Genomic DNA, 15,489 nt, shown 5'->3' with positions numbered 1-15,489 from the left:
CTCACCTCACTTCCACTTGTTTTTTCCGCTCGACAAACCACTGCAATCCGTGAATCAATAACAAAATGACAAATGATAAGAGCAGCATGAAACAGGCAATGGCTGCGGCACCTTGATAATCATACTGCTCAAGCTTAGACATGATCATCAGTGGTGTAATCTCTGTTTTAAACGGAATATTTCCCGCTATAAACACAACGGAGCCATATTCACCGAGTGCTCTTGCAAATGCAAGAGAAAATCCAGTCAGCACCGCTGGAAACAAGGCAGGCAGCAGTACATGAAAAAAGGTCTGTTTTCTTGTAGCACCAAGTATAGCTGCGGCCTCTTCCACTTCCTGCTCAAGCCCCTCAATGACCGGTTGAACCGTTCTTATGACAAATGGAACGCCAATAAAAATCAGTGCCAAAATAATACCAAGCGGGGTGTATGCCACCTTCACATGCAAAAATTGCCCAATCCACCCATTCGGAGAATAAAGAGTCGTCAAAGCGATGCCAGCCACTGCCGTTGGAAGAGCAAACGGCAAATCGATGAGGGCATCCAGGATGTTCTTTCCTGGAAACGAGTACCGCGTGAGAACCCATGCGATCAGTACACCGAAACCTGCATTGATGAGTGCAGCTGCAAAAGAAGTCGTAACCGTAAGCTGCAGCGACTTTAGCACCCGCGCATCACTAAAGACATTCCAAATTCCTTCTGCTCCTAATGAAGCCGTCCAAATAAATACCATAGATAAAGGAATCACGACAATCGCACTGACATAAACAAGTGTCACTCCGAGACTCAGCCCGAATCCAGGCAATACACGTTTTCTTTTATTGGCGGCAGCATAGCCTTTCTTCATCACGTCGCCCCCTATTTTTGTCCGCTATATATTTGATCAAATAATCCGCCATCATCAAAAAATCTTTTCTGCGCCTTTCGCCATCCGCCAAATGCCTGATCAATGGTCACCATATCAATCTCTTTAAATTGATCTTTATATTTGTTTAGCACTTCTTGATTTCTTGGTCGATAATAGTTTTTCGCCGCAATTTCCTGTCCTTTTTTAGAATACAAATAATCTAAATAAGCCTTTGCCACTTTCTCTGTTCCTTTTCGTTTCACATTTTGGTCGACAACGGCAACGGGCGGCTCTGCTAGAATACTAATGGAGGGACTGACAATCTCAAATTTGTCTTTGCCTAATTCATGCAGTGTTAAATAGGCTTCATTTTCCCAAGCAATTAACACGTCACCAAGACCGCGCTCGACAAAAGTTGTTGTGGCGCCACGAGCACCTGAATCGAGCACCTCGACATGCTCATATAACTTTTTCACAAAATCCTTCGTTTTTTCTTCATCCCCATGAAAGGTTTTATCGGCATATGCCCATGCGGCTAAATAATTCCATCTTGCACCGCCTGACGTTTTTGGATTTGGTGTGATGATGGATACACCTGGCTGAATCAAGTCATCCCAGTCTTTAATATTTTTGGGGTTCCCTTTCTTCACAAGAAACACAATAGTAGACGTATAAGGTGTGGACTGATTTGGAAATTCTTTTTGCCAATCCTTTGAAAGTAGCCCTCGATCTGCAATGGCATCAATGTCGTACCCAAGAGCAAGTGTAGCCACGTCTGCTTCGAGTCCATCAATAATCGATCTCCCCTGCTTACCTGACCCTCCATGAGACTGCTGTATTGTCACATCCTCACCGGTTTTGTCTTTCCAATAAGTCTGAAAGGCTTGATTGTATTCCTGATACAATTCACGTGTAGGATCGTATGACACATTCAACAGCTCAACCTTTCCCTTTTGATTTGAGGCTTCATTCGCATTTGAGCATGCAGCACTTGTGATGATGAAAAGTGTCATCGCAATAGAAATCCATATCCATTTTTTCATGTTATCCGCTCCCTTTCACATTGAATAGTGACACCAACCTTGCCGTTTTCAGTTCAATACGCAAAAAAGGCTCTCAGCGATTGAAGTACAAAAAAGTTCTGTACGTCAATGCCAAGAGCCTTCGGTTGTCCGATCAGCTATGTATGATTGATGTTAGTCTATATATTATTCAAACTATTCACAGGTGTCAACTGTGTTTTTATTATAATGAAAAAAGAAACGCCGTCTTGATGAGGCGCTTCTTTTCCCGGGAAATGCTATTGATCTGCAGCTACCTTTAGATTGACACCTACAGCAGTTCCATTTCTCGTTGAATCAGCTACTCCAGTGAATGTCCCTGCTTTTCGATCAATCAGTAAAGCTTGCACATTCCCTATATCAATAGGGGAACTGCCAAACTGGTGACCCATATCATTTAACTTTGTTCTTACATCTAGAGGGACACCTACTTCATAACGATACGAAGTTAAGCTGTTTGTGTAGATTCTTGGCTCTTCTACCGCATCCTGTAGCTCCATGTCATATTCAAGTAAATTGAGAATCGTCTGTGAAACAGAAGCAATGATCGTCGTTCCACCAGGAGATCCAACAGTCATGACAGGCTCTCCATCTTTAAAAATGATCGTCGGGGTCATACTTGATAATGGGCGTTTATTGGGCTGGACTTCATTTGCCCCACCAGGTCTTGCATCAAAATCAGTCAGTTCATTATTTAAGAAAAATCCATACTCTGGAACAAGAATCCCTGTACCAAATAATTGTTCAATGGTAGTGGTGAATGACACAACATTTCCCCACTGATCTGCAACAGTAAAATGGGTCGTCTCACCAATGGTTTTATCTTCTGGCTGAGGAACAATTGGGGATGGATTTTTTTCATCCTCATATGCCCAAGGATCTCCTTCTTTCGGGCTGCGATTCATTTGATCTAATTGAATGAGAGAGGCTCTTTCTGAAATGTAATCATCGTCTAGTAGTCCTTTTAGTGGAACATCTACGAATTCGGGGTCGCCGGCATATGCGGCTCTGTCAGCATAGGAGAGGTGCATTGTTTCAGCAAGCAGCTGATATTTTTCGAATGATTTGGGGTCATACTGAGACAGGTTAAAATGGTCAAGTATTTTGAGAATTTGTAGCATAAACACCCCGCCTGAGCTTGGTGGAGGCATGCTTGCAAGCTGATATCCTTTATAGTCTCCCCAGATTGGCTTGTCAGTCTTGACTTCATAACGTTTGATATCTTTTGAAGTCATCGTCCCGCCAAAATCTTGAACTGTATTTGCAAGTGCCTTTGCTACTTTTCCTTCATAAAACGCTTTGCTTCCTTTTTTCGCAATGAGTTTAAATGTTTTTGCAAGACCTGGCTGGACAAGCAGATCTCCTTCTTCGAGCGGCTGATCATTTGGAAGAAAAATTGGCGCTGCGGCCGTTTTTTTCAATTTTCCTTGGTGATCATCAATCGCATTTGCCAAGACAGAATCAATTTCAAAACCATCTTCTGCAAGTTGAATGGAGGGCTCAATCAATTCCTTCATAGAACGAGTACCCCACTTATCTAATGCAGCTTCAAGACCTTTTACAGTCCCTGGAACACCTACCGCATTTCCATGTGTAGATCGCTCAGCAAACGGAATCACTTTCCCATCATCTGTTAAAAACATGTCAGGTGTTGCGCCCTGTGGTGCTCGCTCTCTGCTATTGATGATGGAAGTTTCCTTTGTCTTCCCATCATAAACCATCATAAATCCGCCACCGCCAATTCCAGACATCATTGGCTCTGTTACGTTAAGTGCGTACTGAATGGCAACAGCAGCATCCACTGCGTTCCCACCTTTTTTCAATACGTCAGCACCAATCTCCGATGCAAGCGGATGTGCAGTAGCCACCATACCATCTTTGCCAACAGCTACTTTATTCCCATGAGTTTCGTTTGCAGTAACTTGGCTGACCGGCAGGAAAAACGAGAAAACAAACAGACATATGGACAAAACAGTTAGAGAAATGCGTTTCATGAACAACACCCCTTCCATATTCTTACTTTGACCTTACCGACTTCTTGACCAGAATACAATAGATTATTCTAAAATTTCAAAATTTTTCATTCTATCATCCTATATCTGCCAAACAAAACGCATGTTTTCAAAACATATGACATGCACATCTCGTAGTAATAAAGACATACGTTTTCCAAGTTTGAAACTTCACGATATAATAAACTCATAACAAAGGGGGAAAAAGAATGAACCACAAAAGCACTTTATTTTGGGAATCTTATTGGGAAGAAAAATCAGAAAAAACTCCTGATCACGCCTCTGTTTCTGCTTGGGCATTTGGCGCAAATCCAGATCACTTGCTTGACCTTGTACAACAAGGAAAAAAAACAGCCACTTGTTCTGGATACCTTTTTTACGAAAAAGAACAAGAGCCTCTTCCAAAACCCGGTCAATATGCGGTCATTTTGGACAGCCAGGAGGAACCAAAAGCCATCATAGAGATCACGCAAGTAGATATCATGCCAATGAATGAGGTTCCTGAATCATTTGCAAAAGCAGAAGGTGAAGGCGATCTTTCATATGACTATTGGTACAAAGAACATGAAGAATTTTTCACAGAAGCCCTTGAGCCGTACGGATTAACATTTAAGGAAGATATGCTTCTTGTTTGTGAGCGATTTAAGCTTGTTTATTCAGCTTCTTAACTTTTAAGCGGTGCCAAAAATGGTCCGCTTTTTTGCTTTCTTTTCCCCTTTCTGAAAAAGGTGAGTTGAGATCACATCTTTAGGTCAGAATAAGATCAAATAGAAAAAGTGAAGAAATTTTCGACTACACCTGTTTTTTTTCGACAAAAGAATATATAATTATTTGATGTGTGCATTGTCTCATTTATACAATGGAGGGTTTTTACATGTTAAAAAGGAAAAAAGACAAGTTTTCCGTCTTGTTAACGGAAATTGCTAAAAATTTAGATGAAACTGCTGAGTATTTTGTTAGCTATAAAGTAACAAATCAAACCACTCTGAAAGAATTTTCTGACACATTGAAGGAATATGAGACAAAAGGTGATAATCATGTTCATACCATGATTAAAGAGCTGAACAAAGCCTTTATTACACCGATTGAACGTGAAGACATTCTTCAATTGACGAATAGCCTCGACGATGTTTTAGACGGCATTGAGCATTTTTCAGCAACTTTAGAAATTTATTCAATTACAAGCTCTGACGAACATATCGACAAATTCAGCCACTACATCAGAGAATGTGCGAAAGAAATTTTAACGACTATTGAATTACTGGCTGATAATCGCTTGAAAGATATTCATCCGCACGCAATCAAAATTAAAGAGATTGAGCATAATTGTGACAATCTTCACCGCAAATCACTAAAGAACTTGTTTGGAAAAGAAACAGATCCAATTAAGGTCATTCAATACAAAGAAATTTACGAAACACTTGAAGAAATCGCAGATTCCTGTCAAAGTGTTGCCAACAATCTAGAAACAATCATTATGAAGAATGCGTAACGGGGTTAGTTAAACATGGATACTTTACTCATCCTTACCATACTTATTGTCATTTGTGCACTTGCTTTTGATTTCATTAACGGATTCCACGATACAGCAAATGCCATTGCTACTTCTGTTTCAACAAAGGCGTTAAAGCCAAGACATGCTATTATTATGGCAGCGTTTATGAACTTCTTAGGAGCAATGACATTTACAGGTGTGGCAAAGTCCATTACAAAAGACATCGCAGATCCTTTTACACTTCAAAACGGATCTGTCGTCATTTTGGCTGCTTTAATTGCAGCCATTACTTGGAACTTGCTTACTTGGTATTACGGGATTCCGAGTAGTTCTTCACACGCACTGATCGGATCAATTGCAGGAGCTGTTATTGCCTCTGCTGGTTTTGGCGCTTTAAACTATTCGGGATTCATTAAAATCATTCAAGCACTATTGCTTTCACCTATCCTGGCTTTTGTTTTGGGATATATCGTGTATACCATTATCAAAATTATATTCCGAAACAACAATCTCGCAAAAACAAATAAACAATTCCGACGTGTTCAAATTTTAACGGCTGCACTGCAATCGTATACCCACGGAACAAACGATGCGCAAAAAGCGATGGGAATTATTACGATGGCTTTAATTGCAGGTAATTTGCATACAACAGACGACATTCCTTTCTGGGTACAATTCTCTTGTGCGCTTGCAATGGGACTAGGTACGTCTATTGGCGGCTGGAAGATTATTAAAACAGTCGGCGGAAAAATCATGAAGATTCGTCCAGTAAACGGAGTATCTGCAGACTTAACGGGTGCAGCTATTATCTTCGGTGCAACATTTATTCACTTACCGGTTAGTACCACTCACGTGATCTCATCTTCTATTCTAGGTGTAGGATCTGCACATAGAGTAAAAGGAGTCAACTGGGGTACGGCAAAACGTATGCTTGTCACTTGGGTGATCACATTACCGATTTCGGGAACTCTAGGGGCACTTATATACTTTGTGTTAAATGCGATTCTTTAATTTAAAAGACCTGTCTAACAGGTCTTTTTTATTTGTTTGCATCCTCAAATGGTCTTTTTCTGCAAGCCATTTTTTCATGAAGCAGGGTTTCCAAACATATCCATAGAAATAAATAAGTATCCATCTGTCTATGGGAGAGAAGAACATGCTATTATTTTTTCAATTGACTGTTTGGTTATTGCTAGGTGCTCTTGCTGTATATGTATTTGCGGTATGGCGCTTTGAACAAAAAGTAAAAGAAAAGATGTTTGCGATTCGTAAAACGTGGTATTGGATTTATGTAGCGGGTGCTGTTGTGTACTGGACAAATGACCCTGCTTCAATTTTCACCGATTGGATGCACTACCTGATTATTGCTGTTTTTTTCGCATTAACTGATGCCTTTATTTTCCTCAGCTCCTATATAAAAAAACTCGGAAATCATGAACTTGAAACCGACACCCATCAACTCCTAGAACAAAATAACGACCTGCTTCATTCTTACCTCAATAAACTAAAAACGTACCAATACCTATTGAAAAATGAACCGATCCATGTATATTATGGAAGTATAGAAGCTTATATAGAGGGAATTGAACGACTGATCTATTCTTTTGCAGAAAAAATGAATATTCAAGCAGTTCTTTGTCCTTATGATACGCAGGAGCAAAAAGATGACTTGCTGCGGACACTTGATCAGAGAGCGCTCATTCAAGCAAAGCTTGACAGGCAGGAAGTGTATTACGATGATTTCGGCAAATTGGTTCTCATCCCGTTTTCAGTAGCGGATGCACACTTTGTGATTAAGCTGACCTCTGAGGAAATTGTCACTGAATTCGACTATTTATTAATGACTTCACTTACAACGATTTATGACCTAATCTTGCCTGACGAAGAGGAAGGTGATGAAGATGGAACACGCACTTCAAGGGGATAATAACAATCGCAAGAAAAACCCATTTAAGATTTTAAAGAAAAAGCGCCATATTAGTATGGCTGATTACAAAGTAAGTCCCCATACGGAGCGTATTTTCAAAAAGAATGAACAGCTCCTAGATGAGTATAAAAATAAAAAAGCTTGATTACACTAAAGGACGCGGAACTTCATCCGCGTCCTACTTCCGTTTTCACATCTACTTGCATACAATAAAACCAACTGCTGCAACGATTGAGGTGCCAATATGAAAAAGAAACTTAAACAATTGAGGTATGTTCAGTTTGCTGAATTTAAGCCATCCCCTTATGTCTGCCGATTACATGAAAAAAGTGAAGCCGTCATTCAAGCGGCCAAAAAGAAAGACTCACTGATTTAATAGTTGAAGCAACTTCACTTTTGTTTTAGGACCGTATACTCCATCACTTGTTAGACCATTCATCAGTTGAAATCGCGCGACGGCATTGGCTGTTTTTTCCCCATAAACGCCATCAATGCCCTTATCTACAGCTGTTTTGTCAGGATAAAAATACACAGCAGCAAGCGCTTTTTGGACGAGACGTACATGCTCCCCCTTTGTCAGAGGTGATGTCACCTTTAACACCCCATCTGGCAGTTCATAACTGAGCTTTTCTTCTGCATGATAAATCTTGAGAACTTGTCCAACTCGAATCATGTTCGGGTCACTAATCTGATTCCATGTCTGTAAATCACTCACTGTGACACCATGGGCTTTGGCAATACTCGTTAGCGTATCCCCGCTTTTCACCACATATGTGATAACCGTTTCCGGATCACCTGCAGTCTCAATTCCTCTTTTAAATTCATCCCATGTAGCTAGCAGCAGACGTGGACATGTTTTTCCTGACCAATGCTGATGCGTCACCACATTTGCTAATGGAATGCCATGTTCTTTTAAAAGCTTTTGAATAAGCCACTGGGCATGTTTGACAGCTTGTTGAAAGTTTCCATCCTCATTTTCACAAATTTCAATGCCAATCGATTTTCGGTTGCCATCTCCATGTCCATCCCCAGCATGCCATCCATTTTCATTTAAAGGGAGATGCTGAAAAATTTCCTTGTCATCCACTGTAAAGTGCCAGCTTACCTCTGTTGTTGAGCGTTTGACATATGCTGCGTGACTTTTTGCGTCAGCTCCCTTAGATGTATTGGCTGTGTTATGCACAGTTACATAAAGCGGCGTCATAGCATATCCTGGCCGATTTCCGTTTCCAACTGGAATAAAATCTTGATAAATTTGTACCATGTTTTGCACTCCTTTTTGTTAAATTGATGTTTGATCTTGCTCATCAATCGGTGGCAAACGTAAGACAAATTTGTTTGTTTTCGTCATAAGACTATGGTAAAATTTGAATTCAATCGCCGTTTTATCTTTGTAAAATATAAAAAAATAGAATAAAAAACAGGAAAAACTTCCAATTTTCTTTGATTTTATGTTAAAATTGTTAAAAACAAGCCGATATAAAAAGTAAGCGATAGCTTTATTAGCCATTTAGTCCTATATGGACTTTTCTTTTACGGCAAAAATAGAACATACGTTTGTATGGAGGTTTTGACATGACTTATTTTTTAACCCATTTAGAAGAAGATATTAAACGGTTATACACTCAACTGCAAATAAGCGGTCCTGCCTATGTAGACATGCATAGGATCGCCGCTGAATTTCATGTATGGGTACACTACGAGGATACTGGCAGCATGATGATCAAACATCAAGGTCTTTACAGTATTATTTTAAACAGAGCCTTATCGTCAGAAGAACAGTGGCAAGATTTCGCCCACGAGCTTTGTCATGTGCTGAAGCATACAGGCAACCACTTTAACATGCACAAGCTCTTTCGAGAACTGCAAGAGTTTCAAGCAAAACAATTCATGTATCACTTTTGTGTTCCGACTTTTATGCTGCTGCAAATGACGCTCCCAAACCTTAGGCAGCAAGCCATTTTGCATATTGCTCAAACATTTCATGTCACTCGGGATTTTGCTGAAAAACGGCTTGCTCTATTTGAACAGCGAAGAGCCGGCATTCAATTTCAAAAAGAATTCACTTCTTATTTAATGAGAGCAGGCAAGGTCGCAGAAAATGAAGCTGCGTATCAAACAAAAGCGTCTGCACACGTGACGTCAGAAGTTTATTCATAAAGGCTTAACACTTGTTTCAGTACATTTGTGTATTGATAAAATTGTTCGGTTTGTGTATCACGCCTACGGCTCCGCCTAAAGTCTTGAAAGAAAGCTCTTCTCTGAGCTTGGCTAATTTCAATTTGAACACTTTTTCCTGTGAGGCATTGATTATTAATATTTTGAGGATGTGTTCCAGCAAATTGATCCGATTCAGATAAAAGTAAGGCATGGAAGCCATTTTGTGTGAGATACTTCACTGTTTCAGCAGCTTTTTCCCTGTCGGTACCGCCAACTAAAGTTTGTAGGACGTCTGTTTCTCCATAGCCGTGGAGTGCAAACGTATAATGATGTGTATGCACTTGAGAAAGACAAATCGGCTCATCAAAACGTGTGCTCGTAATATGAAGAACATGATTGCCTTTCACTTTAAGGCCCTCGAATAAATACATAGAATAATCGGTTGCTACTTCATGGACCAGCTCGCTCACGCCAGATTCAATCCCTCCCGCATGAGGTGACAGGACGAGAAGCTGATCCCCTTTCCGCTGATGAAGAATCTGATAGTCGATCCCTTTTCTTTCATGAGCGGAAAGCTCTTCATAATTTTGATACGTATCTATGATTTGATTCATTCCATCTGCCCCATTTCTCTATATGAGCATAAGTCTACTGATCGCAAATTCTTTTGTAAAGTGTTTTCGAATAACCAGTGTGATCTGAATGCATCCTTAAATTTTCCTTATCTTTACGGGCTAACTGTTGAATGTTGAGAAAAAATGACCGATAATTGAAATGAATAGAACTTTTGGACTATATGAATCTTTTTGTAATCTCTCTCATATATTAGAATATTGCGATCTACACCTGGAGGAATTCATGTTTAAAAAGAAAACCACCATCATCCTTGCCATCTTATGTCTTAGCTTCGCCGGAATTATTTACTGGAAATGCTTCTCTCTTCAAGGCGTGTCTCACGGAACATTCATCCGCTCGATATCATCACCTGATGGAACCTATACCATTAACACATATCGACATAGCGGAGGAAAACTAAAAGAGAATGCGGTCAGAGCAGAAATTGAAAACAAACTCACCCATCACAAAAAAACAATCTACTGGAAGTACCCTGATAAAGATCCTCTGATCAAATGGGAAAATGCACAGCTCGTTCAAATTGGACATGAGTTTTTAAATGTGGTCAAAGGTGAAACATACGATTATCGCTTTGATCAGAATAATAGAAAATAACGAGCCAGCAAAAAAACGAACCCTTTTTGGATTCGTTTTTTACGTTGACATCACCTTTTGCATAAATTCTTTCATTTCTTTGCTAACCGTCGTCAACCTGTCTACAATTTCACTAAACTCCGTCACTAATAAAGCTTGTTCTGAAGATGACCCTTTCATATGGCCCATACTCTCAAGTAATGTATGTATATTAGAGGATATCCCTTGCAATGAGCTTTCTATGTTTTCTGTTGCACGTGAGGTTTCGCTTGATAGCTTTTGAACCTCGCTCGCTACCACACTAAAACCCGCTCCCTCTTTCCCTGCCCTGGCTGCTTCAATTGAAGCATTCAATCCTAGCAAACTCGTTTGTTTAGAGATACCTTTGATCATTTTTGTAATATCTGAAGTTTTTTTCGAGCTTTCAAGTGTTTGCTGTGTTTGGAATGTCATTTCCTCACTTGTCGCAGAGAGCTCTTCTGAATGAGCCGCCACCACATGTACTTTTTCTTGAATACTTTGAATGATGTCGTTCAATGACTCCATATACGCCTCAAGTTCTATTTGATTTTTAAGTGGAAAACCTAAAGCGATTGCACCAATGACTTGTTGATTTTCATCGAAAATCGGCAATCCCATTGCATTTAAAGGCGTCCCATACACCGATTCAGGTACAAATGTACTTGATGTTTCGCCTCTAAGTGCATTTTTCATATTCTGATCATCTGGTTTAATGGGATCTCCTGTCCGTATTTGAAAATCCACATCTTTTGATGGCAAATACAGCAAGAATTTTTCTCGATCAATGACCCCTATCGTCACTTCATCTTTTAAAATCTTCATCATATAAGGTGCTGCGGTTACAATACTCTGTAGTATATCCATTTTCTCTACCCCCTTAATGTATTTATCGGTCATTCCTCTTAAATTTGATCATTATTTTTTAAAAATAATGATCATGATTGAAGTTTTTTTCATATTTACGAGTAAAAAGTATGCCAATTCCTTTCTATATTCAAAAAAACGAGAATTTGCTATACTTAGAAAATCAACATATGATGAAATGGTCATGTAACCATTTTATATATTCACTGGAGGCGCATGTTGTGACACAACCCATGAAGTATGAGCGGGCGATCGTCATCGGAGGCGGAATAACGGGAATGCTCGCTGCAAAGGTTTTATCAAGTTTTTACCTGGAAGTATTGATTATTGAAAAGGACGAATTGCCAGACGCTCCTGAAAATCGTCTTGGCACGCCTCAAGCTTTTCATCCACATAGAATGTTGCCACTAGGCAAACAAATAGTGGAACGTCTATTTCCTGGTTATACAAAAGAATTACTCGAAATGGGCGGGTACAACACATGGCATCAGACATCTCGATTTATGACAAAAGATGGCGAGTTAGTACTCACCGATACTGAAGAAACAGCTGTCACACGACGTGCCATGCTAGAGTGGGTGCTGATGCAAAGAATGTTACGTGAGGATCGTGTTCAATTTTTAGAAAAACATGAAGCGATCGCTCTTCTTTTTGAAGAAGAAACGACTAAAGTGAGTGGATTACAGGTCAAAGATCGGAGGATAAAGCCTGGAATCATCAACAAAATGAGTGCGGACTTAGTCATTGATACGTCTGGAAGAATGTCTAAATTGCCAAAATGGCTGAAAAGCGCAGGACGAACCTTGCCACAGACAGATGAGCTAATCGTGTCTCTTGGCTATAGCACGAGATACTACCAAATACCATCTGAGGCACCGAACCTAGAACCAATGGTCATCGTTGGACAGCCAAATAAAAAAATTCCAACAGGACTGTTTGAACGAGTAGATCATGATTTAGCAGCGGTTCTTCTCTCTGCAGCTGGCGGCTCTCATTATCCAACAACGGACGCTAATCAGTTTGATGTAGAGACCGCTAGGCTGACCAATCCCTCTATAGCAGAAGCCATCACTCATTTAATTCCCTATACGAAACCAAAAGGATTTAGAGTTCCGGCTTGTGTCAGAAACCACTATGAACAAATGGAAGATTGGCCAAGCGGCTTATTGGTCATGGGTGATGCCTTATGCACATTAGATCCAATACATGGTCAGGGAATGACAAAGGCAGCTCTTGAGGCACAGACACTTGAGCGTATGCTCAAACAAGCACAAGAAGATGGGCTTATTTCTTTTGAACGGCATACCTTACAACAAATGCAGCACGCCAATGAGCTTGGCTGGTGGCTTTGTGCAATTGCTGATATGGCTTGGGAAGGCGTCGAATTAAAAGGAACCCCCATTCCCCATCTGACATTTGTACAAGAATTTTTCAATTATTATGTACAATATTCCGTTCAAACAAAACAACCTAAATGCCTTGAGGCGTATCATCGTATGCATTCATTCTTAATAGAACCGAGAAAAATCATCAACCTAGAGCAGCTGCAAGACATGATTCAAGCTGACTCCACTGGTGAGGTCCGCAACTGGTGGCATAGGTGGGATCAAAAAAATGATGAATTAAATCGAGCTTTCTTCTATGAAGCTGTTCCAGATTTTCAATTACATCTGTTGCTAAAATCAACATAAAAAAAGCCCCTCAAAGGGGGCTTTTAATTAACGTAATAATTGAAGTACGTTTTGTGGCTGTTGGTTCGCTTGTGCAAGCATTGCTTGAGACGCTTGAGAAAGAATGTTGTTCTTTGTGAACTCACTCATTTCTTTCGCCATATCAACGTCACGAATACGAGACTCAGCAGCTGTTAAGTTTTCAGCAGAAGCGCTAAGGTTGTTGATTGTGTGCTCTAGACGGTTTTGGACTGCACCAAGCTTAGATCGCTGAGCAGACACTTGCTTAATAGCTGTTTCAATAATACCAAGTTGTGCATCAAATCCAGCAGCTTCCTCGCCATCTTCACCACTTGCACTAATAAATTTTGTCACATCGATTCCAGCAACAGAACCGGCTCCATCTTCACCTTCAGCCGTTCCATCTGTACCTAAAACTGAAGCACCCATGTTTTCAATGTTAAGTGTAATTTGTTGTGTTGCGTTTGCACCGATTTGGAATACAAGGCTTTGTGCCTCACCACCGTCATCAGCACCCTTAGACGAATAAGTTCCATCTAATAATTTCTTCCCGTTAAACTCTGTACGAGTAGAAATACTTGTAATCTCATCTTGCAAGTTTGAGATTTCATCTTGAATGGATGCTAAATCTTCTTCCTGCTGTGTACCTGTGTTCCCAGCTTGAACAACAAGTTCACGAATACGTTGAAGTATCGCATGGGATTCAGTCAATGCGCCTTCAGCCGTTTGAATAAGAGAGATACCATCTTGAGAGTTTTTAGTAGCCATTTCTAGACCACGGATTTGACTTCTCATTTTTTCAGAGATCGCAAGACCTGCTGCGTCATCCCCTGCGCGATTAATGCGAAGACCAGAAGAAAGTTTCTCCATGTTCTTTTGGCTTGAACCGTTGTTAGTAGAAAGACGATTCAATGTGTTAAGTGCTGCGATATTGTGGTTAATTCTCATATTAAATGACCTCCATGTGTTTGAACCAATTAGACATCCATGTCTAAAAGTTCTAAATTAGAATTTTTCTGTAAGCCTTACAATCCATTTATCGAACTTTAATGGAATATGTTTAACAAAAAAGGAATAAATAAGGGGAAAGTCTCATTCAATATGATCGTTTCGCTAGAGTATGCCAAATTTAAAGGTCATTTTTCATGATTTAACAGAGGGATTAAAGAATCACAAGTGAAGAGAAGGAGAAAAAGCGAAGAAAAAAGAGCATAAAAAAAAGCCCCATTAAGGGGCCTTTCATTAACGTAGTAATTGAAGTACGTTTTGTGGCTGTTGGTTCGCTTGTGCAAGCATAGCTTGAGAAGCTTGAGAAAGAATGTTGTTCTTAGTGAACTCACTCATTTCTTTCGCCATGTCAACGTCACGGATACGAGACTCAGCAGCTGTTAAGTTTTCACCAGAAGCACCAAGGTTGTTGATTGTGTGCTCTAGACGGTTTTGAACTGCACCAAGTTTAGAACGTTGAGTAGATACTTGTTTAATTGCATCATCAACGATTTGAAGTTGTTCGTCAAATCCACCAGCAGCGTTTGCAGCAATTGTTGCAAAATCAGTTACTTTAAGAGCAGATACTGTTTTAGTTGCATCAGTTGGATCTGTTCCAAGTTTATCGGCAGACATTGCTTCAATGTTAACTGATAATTGTTGAGTTCCGTTAGCACCAATTTGGAAAGTTAAAGTAGCTGTTCCATTAGCAAAATCGCCATTTAACAACTTTTTACCATTGAACTCAGTACGATCAGAGATACCATTTTTATCAGTACCATTTCCGATTTCTTGTACTAAAGCATCAATTTCTTCTTGAATTGCACCAAGATCTGTATCATCTTGTGTACCAGTGTTTCCAGCTTGAACAACAAGCTCACGTACACGTTGAAGGATTGAGTGAGTTTCAGTCAATGCACCTTCAGCGATTTGGATAAGAGAGATACCGTCTTGTGCGTTTTTAGAAGCCATTTCTAATCCACGGATTTGTCCACGCATTTTTTCAGAGATTGCAAGACCTGCTGCGTCATCTCCTGCACGGTTGATTTTAAGACCAGAAGAAAGTTTCTCCATGTTCTTTTGGCTCGCACCATTGTTTGCAGACAAACGGTTTAATGTGTTAAGTGCTGCGATATTGTGGTTAATTCTCATTTCCTATTACCTCCATGTATGTGGGACCTGACAGACGTCCTTGTCTGAAAAAAGTCCTTTATT

General features: G+C 40.0%; 17 protein-coding genes. 9 read left to right on the top strand and 8 right to left on the bottom strand.

Annotation, left to right across the window (positions count from 1 at the left end; all coding sequences use genetic code 11):
* Position 1 precedes the first annotated feature (1 nt).
* The 3 genes from cysT to ggt all read right to left on the bottom strand — a co-directional run bounded on the left by cysT (position 2) and on the right by ggt (position 3,902).
* Positions 2 to 847, bottom strand: a complete 846-nt coding sequence (gene cysT, locus NST24_RS06255) for a sulfate ABC transporter permease subunit CysT (protein WP_024719596.1) — start codon at positions 845 to 847, stop codon at positions 2 to 4.
* Positions 848 to 858: 11 nt separating this feature from the next.
* Complete coding sequence (locus NST24_RS06250; protein WP_268373133.1) at positions 859 to 1,890, bottom strand: sulfate ABC transporter substrate-binding protein; 1,032 nt, start codon at positions 1,888 to 1,890, stop codon at positions 859 to 861.
* Between the two features lie 257 nt (positions 1,891 to 2,147).
* Positions 2,148 to 3,902: a gamma-glutamyltransferase gene (gene ggt / locus NST24_RS06245; RefSeq protein WP_035700423.1), complete on the bottom strand. Its 1,755-nt coding sequence runs from the start codon at positions 3,900 to 3,902 to the stop codon at positions 2,148 to 2,150.
* A 227-nt stretch (positions 3,903 to 4,129) separates the two neighbouring features.
* Here ggt and NST24_RS06240 point away from each other — a divergent pair, with 227 nt between their 5' ends.
* The 6 genes from NST24_RS06240 to NST24_RS06215 all read left to right on the top strand — a co-directional run bounded on the left by NST24_RS06240 (position 4,130) and on the right by NST24_RS06215 (position 7,718).
* Entirely contained in the window at positions 4,130 to 4,588 is a 459-nt protein-coding gene (locus NST24_RS06240) for an ASCH domain-containing protein (RefSeq protein WP_024719593.1), read from the top strand.
* A 206-nt stretch (positions 4,589 to 4,794) separates the two neighbouring features.
* A complete protein-coding gene (locus NST24_RS06235; protein WP_017359157.1) occupies positions 4,795 to 5,412 on the top strand; it encodes a DUF47 domain-containing protein in 618 nt (205 codons plus the stop codon).
* 15 nt (positions 5,413 to 5,427) lie between these two features.
* Positions 5,428 to 6,426, top strand: a complete 999-nt coding sequence (locus NST24_RS06230) for an inorganic phosphate transporter (RefSeq protein ID WP_017359158.1) — start codon at positions 5,428 to 5,430, stop codon at positions 6,424 to 6,426.
* Between the two features lie 145 nt (positions 6,427 to 6,571).
* Positions 6,572 to 7,342, top strand: coding sequence for a type II toxin-antitoxin system SpoIISA family toxin (locus NST24_RS06225; protein ID WP_017359599.1), 771 nt, complete (start codon positions 6,572 to 6,574; stop codon positions 7,340 to 7,342).
* Entirely contained in the window at positions 7,311 to 7,487 is a 177-nt protein-coding gene (locus tag NST24_RS06220) for a type II toxin-antitoxin system SpoIISB family antitoxin (RefSeq protein ID WP_008346289.1), read from the top strand. The genes NST24_RS06225 and NST24_RS06220 overlap by 32 nt, the downstream gene beginning before the upstream one ends.
* A 99-nt stretch (positions 7,488 to 7,586) precedes the next feature.
* Positions 7,587 to 7,718, top strand: a complete 132-nt coding sequence (locus NST24_RS06215) for a hypothetical protein (protein ID WP_255290884.1) — start codon at positions 7,587 to 7,589, stop codon at positions 7,716 to 7,718.
* On the opposite strand, the gene NST24_RS06210 is transcribed toward NST24_RS06215, so the two are convergent.
* Positions 7,707 to 8,606, bottom strand: coding sequence for an N-acetylmuramoyl-L-alanine amidase (locus tag NST24_RS06210; protein ID WP_017359601.1), 900 nt, complete (start codon positions 8,604 to 8,606; stop codon positions 7,707 to 7,709). The two genes, NST24_RS06215 and NST24_RS06210, sit on opposite strands and share 12 nt — an antisense overlap.
* Positions 8,607 to 8,917: 311 nt before the next feature.
* Between NST24_RS06210 and NST24_RS06205 the strand changes: the two genes are divergently transcribed.
* Entirely contained in the window at positions 8,918 to 9,502 is a 585-nt protein-coding gene (locus tag NST24_RS06205) for an ImmA/IrrE family metallo-endopeptidase (RefSeq protein WP_041507425.1), read from the top strand.
* Here NST24_RS06205 and NST24_RS06200 read toward each other — a convergent pair.
* Positions 9,493 to 10,116, bottom strand: a complete 624-nt coding sequence (locus NST24_RS06200; RefSeq protein WP_024719586.1) for a poly-gamma-glutamate hydrolase family protein — start codon at positions 10,114 to 10,116, stop codon at positions 9,493 to 9,495. The two genes, NST24_RS06205 and NST24_RS06200, sit on opposite strands and share 10 nt — an antisense overlap.
* Positions 10,117 to 10,360: 244 nt before the next feature.
* Between NST24_RS06200 and NST24_RS06195 the strand changes: the two genes are divergently transcribed.
* Complete coding sequence (locus NST24_RS06195) at positions 10,361 to 10,732, top strand: DUF5412 domain-containing protein (protein WP_342462451.1); 372 nt, start codon at positions 10,361 to 10,363, stop codon at positions 10,730 to 10,732.
* Between the two features lie 39 nt (positions 10,733 to 10,771).
* Here the strand turns inward: NST24_RS06195 and NST24_RS06190 are convergent, their stop codons facing one another.
* Entirely contained in the window at positions 10,772 to 11,596 is an 825-nt protein-coding gene (locus NST24_RS06190) for a methyl-accepting chemotaxis protein (protein ID WP_342462450.1), read from the bottom strand.
* 221 nt (positions 11,597 to 11,817) lie between these two features.
* Between NST24_RS06190 and NST24_RS06185 the strand changes: the two genes are divergently transcribed.
* The gene (locus NST24_RS06185; RefSeq protein ID WP_342462449.1) at positions 11,818 to 13,287 is read left to right on the top strand and encodes an FAD-dependent monooxygenase; all 1,470 of its coding nucleotides are present in this window, start codon (positions 11,818 to 11,820) and stop codon (positions 13,285 to 13,287) included.
* Positions 13,288 to 13,314: 27 nt separating this feature from the next.
* On the opposite strand, the gene hag (NST24_RS06180) is transcribed toward NST24_RS06185, so the two are convergent.
* The gene (hag, locus tag NST24_RS06180; protein WP_041092274.1) at positions 13,315 to 14,235 is read right to left on the bottom strand and encodes a flagellin Hag; all 921 of its coding nucleotides are present in this window, start codon (positions 14,233 to 14,235) and stop codon (positions 13,315 to 13,317) included.
* 294 nt (positions 14,236 to 14,529) lie between these two features.
* Entirely contained in the window at positions 14,530 to 15,426 is an 897-nt protein-coding gene (gene hag, locus NST24_RS06175; RefSeq protein WP_034322337.1) for a flagellin Hag, read from the bottom strand.
* Positions 15,427 to 15,489 lie beyond the last annotated feature (63 nt).

This window comes from Bacillus sp. FSL R5-0286, from assembly GCF_038593245.1.
Taxonomy (GTDB): domain Bacteria; phylum Bacillota; class Bacilli; order Bacillales; family Bacillaceae; genus Bacillus; species Bacillus altitudinis.
This window is presented reverse-complemented; position numbering and strand designations above follow the sequence as displayed.

Coding starts and splice junctions, on each gene's coding strand:
- cysT (WP_024719596.1), bottom strand. CDS start 847: ATGAAGAAAGGCTATGCTGCCGCCAATAAAAGAAAACGTGTATTGCCT.
- NST24_RS06250 (WP_268373133.1), bottom strand. CDS start 1,890: ATGAAAAAATGGATATGGATTTCTATTGCGATGACACTTTTCATCATC.
- ggt (WP_035700423.1), bottom strand. CDS start 3,902: ATGAAACGCATTTCTCTAACTGTTTTGTCCATATGTCTGTTTGTTTTC.
- NST24_RS06240 (WP_024719593.1), top strand. CDS start 4,130: ATGAACCACAAAAGCACTTTATTTTGGGAATCTTATTGGGAAGAAAAA.
- NST24_RS06235 (WP_017359157.1), top strand. CDS start 4,795: ATGTTAAAAAGGAAAAAAGACAAGTTTTCCGTCTTGTTAACGGAAATT.
- NST24_RS06230 (WP_017359158.1), top strand. CDS start 5,428: ATGGATACTTTACTCATCCTTACCATACTTATTGTCATTTGTGCACTT.
- NST24_RS06225 (WP_017359599.1), top strand. CDS start 6,572: ATGCTATTATTTTTTCAATTGACTGTTTGGTTATTGCTAGGTGCTCTT.
- NST24_RS06220 (WP_008346289.1), top strand. CDS start 7,311: ATGAAGATGGAACACGCACTTCAAGGGGATAATAACAATCGCAAGAAA.
- NST24_RS06215 (WP_255290884.1), top strand. CDS start 7,587: ATGAAAAAGAAACTTAAACAATTGAGGTATGTTCAGTTTGCTGAATTT.
- NST24_RS06210 (WP_017359601.1), bottom strand. CDS start 8,606: ATGGTACAAATTTATCAAGATTTTATTCCAGTTGGAAACGGAAATCGG.
- NST24_RS06205 (WP_041507425.1), top strand. CDS start 8,918: ATGACTTATTTTTTAACCCATTTAGAAGAAGATATTAAACGGTTATAC.
- NST24_RS06200 (WP_024719586.1), bottom strand. CDS start 10,116: ATGAATCAAATCATAGATACGTATCAAAATTATGAAGAGCTTTCCGCT.
- NST24_RS06195 (WP_342462451.1), top strand. CDS start 10,361: ATGTTTAAAAAGAAAACCACCATCATCCTTGCCATCTTATGTCTTAGC.
- NST24_RS06190 (WP_342462450.1), bottom strand. CDS start 11,596: ATGGATATACTACAGAGTATTGTAACCGCAGCACCTTATATGATGAAG.
- hag (WP_041092274.1), bottom strand. CDS start 14,235: ATGAGAATTAACCACAATATCGCAGCACTTAACACATTGAATCGTCTT.
- hag (WP_034322337.1), bottom strand. CDS start 15,426: ATGAGAATTAACCACAATATCGCAGCACTTAACACATTAAACCGTTTG.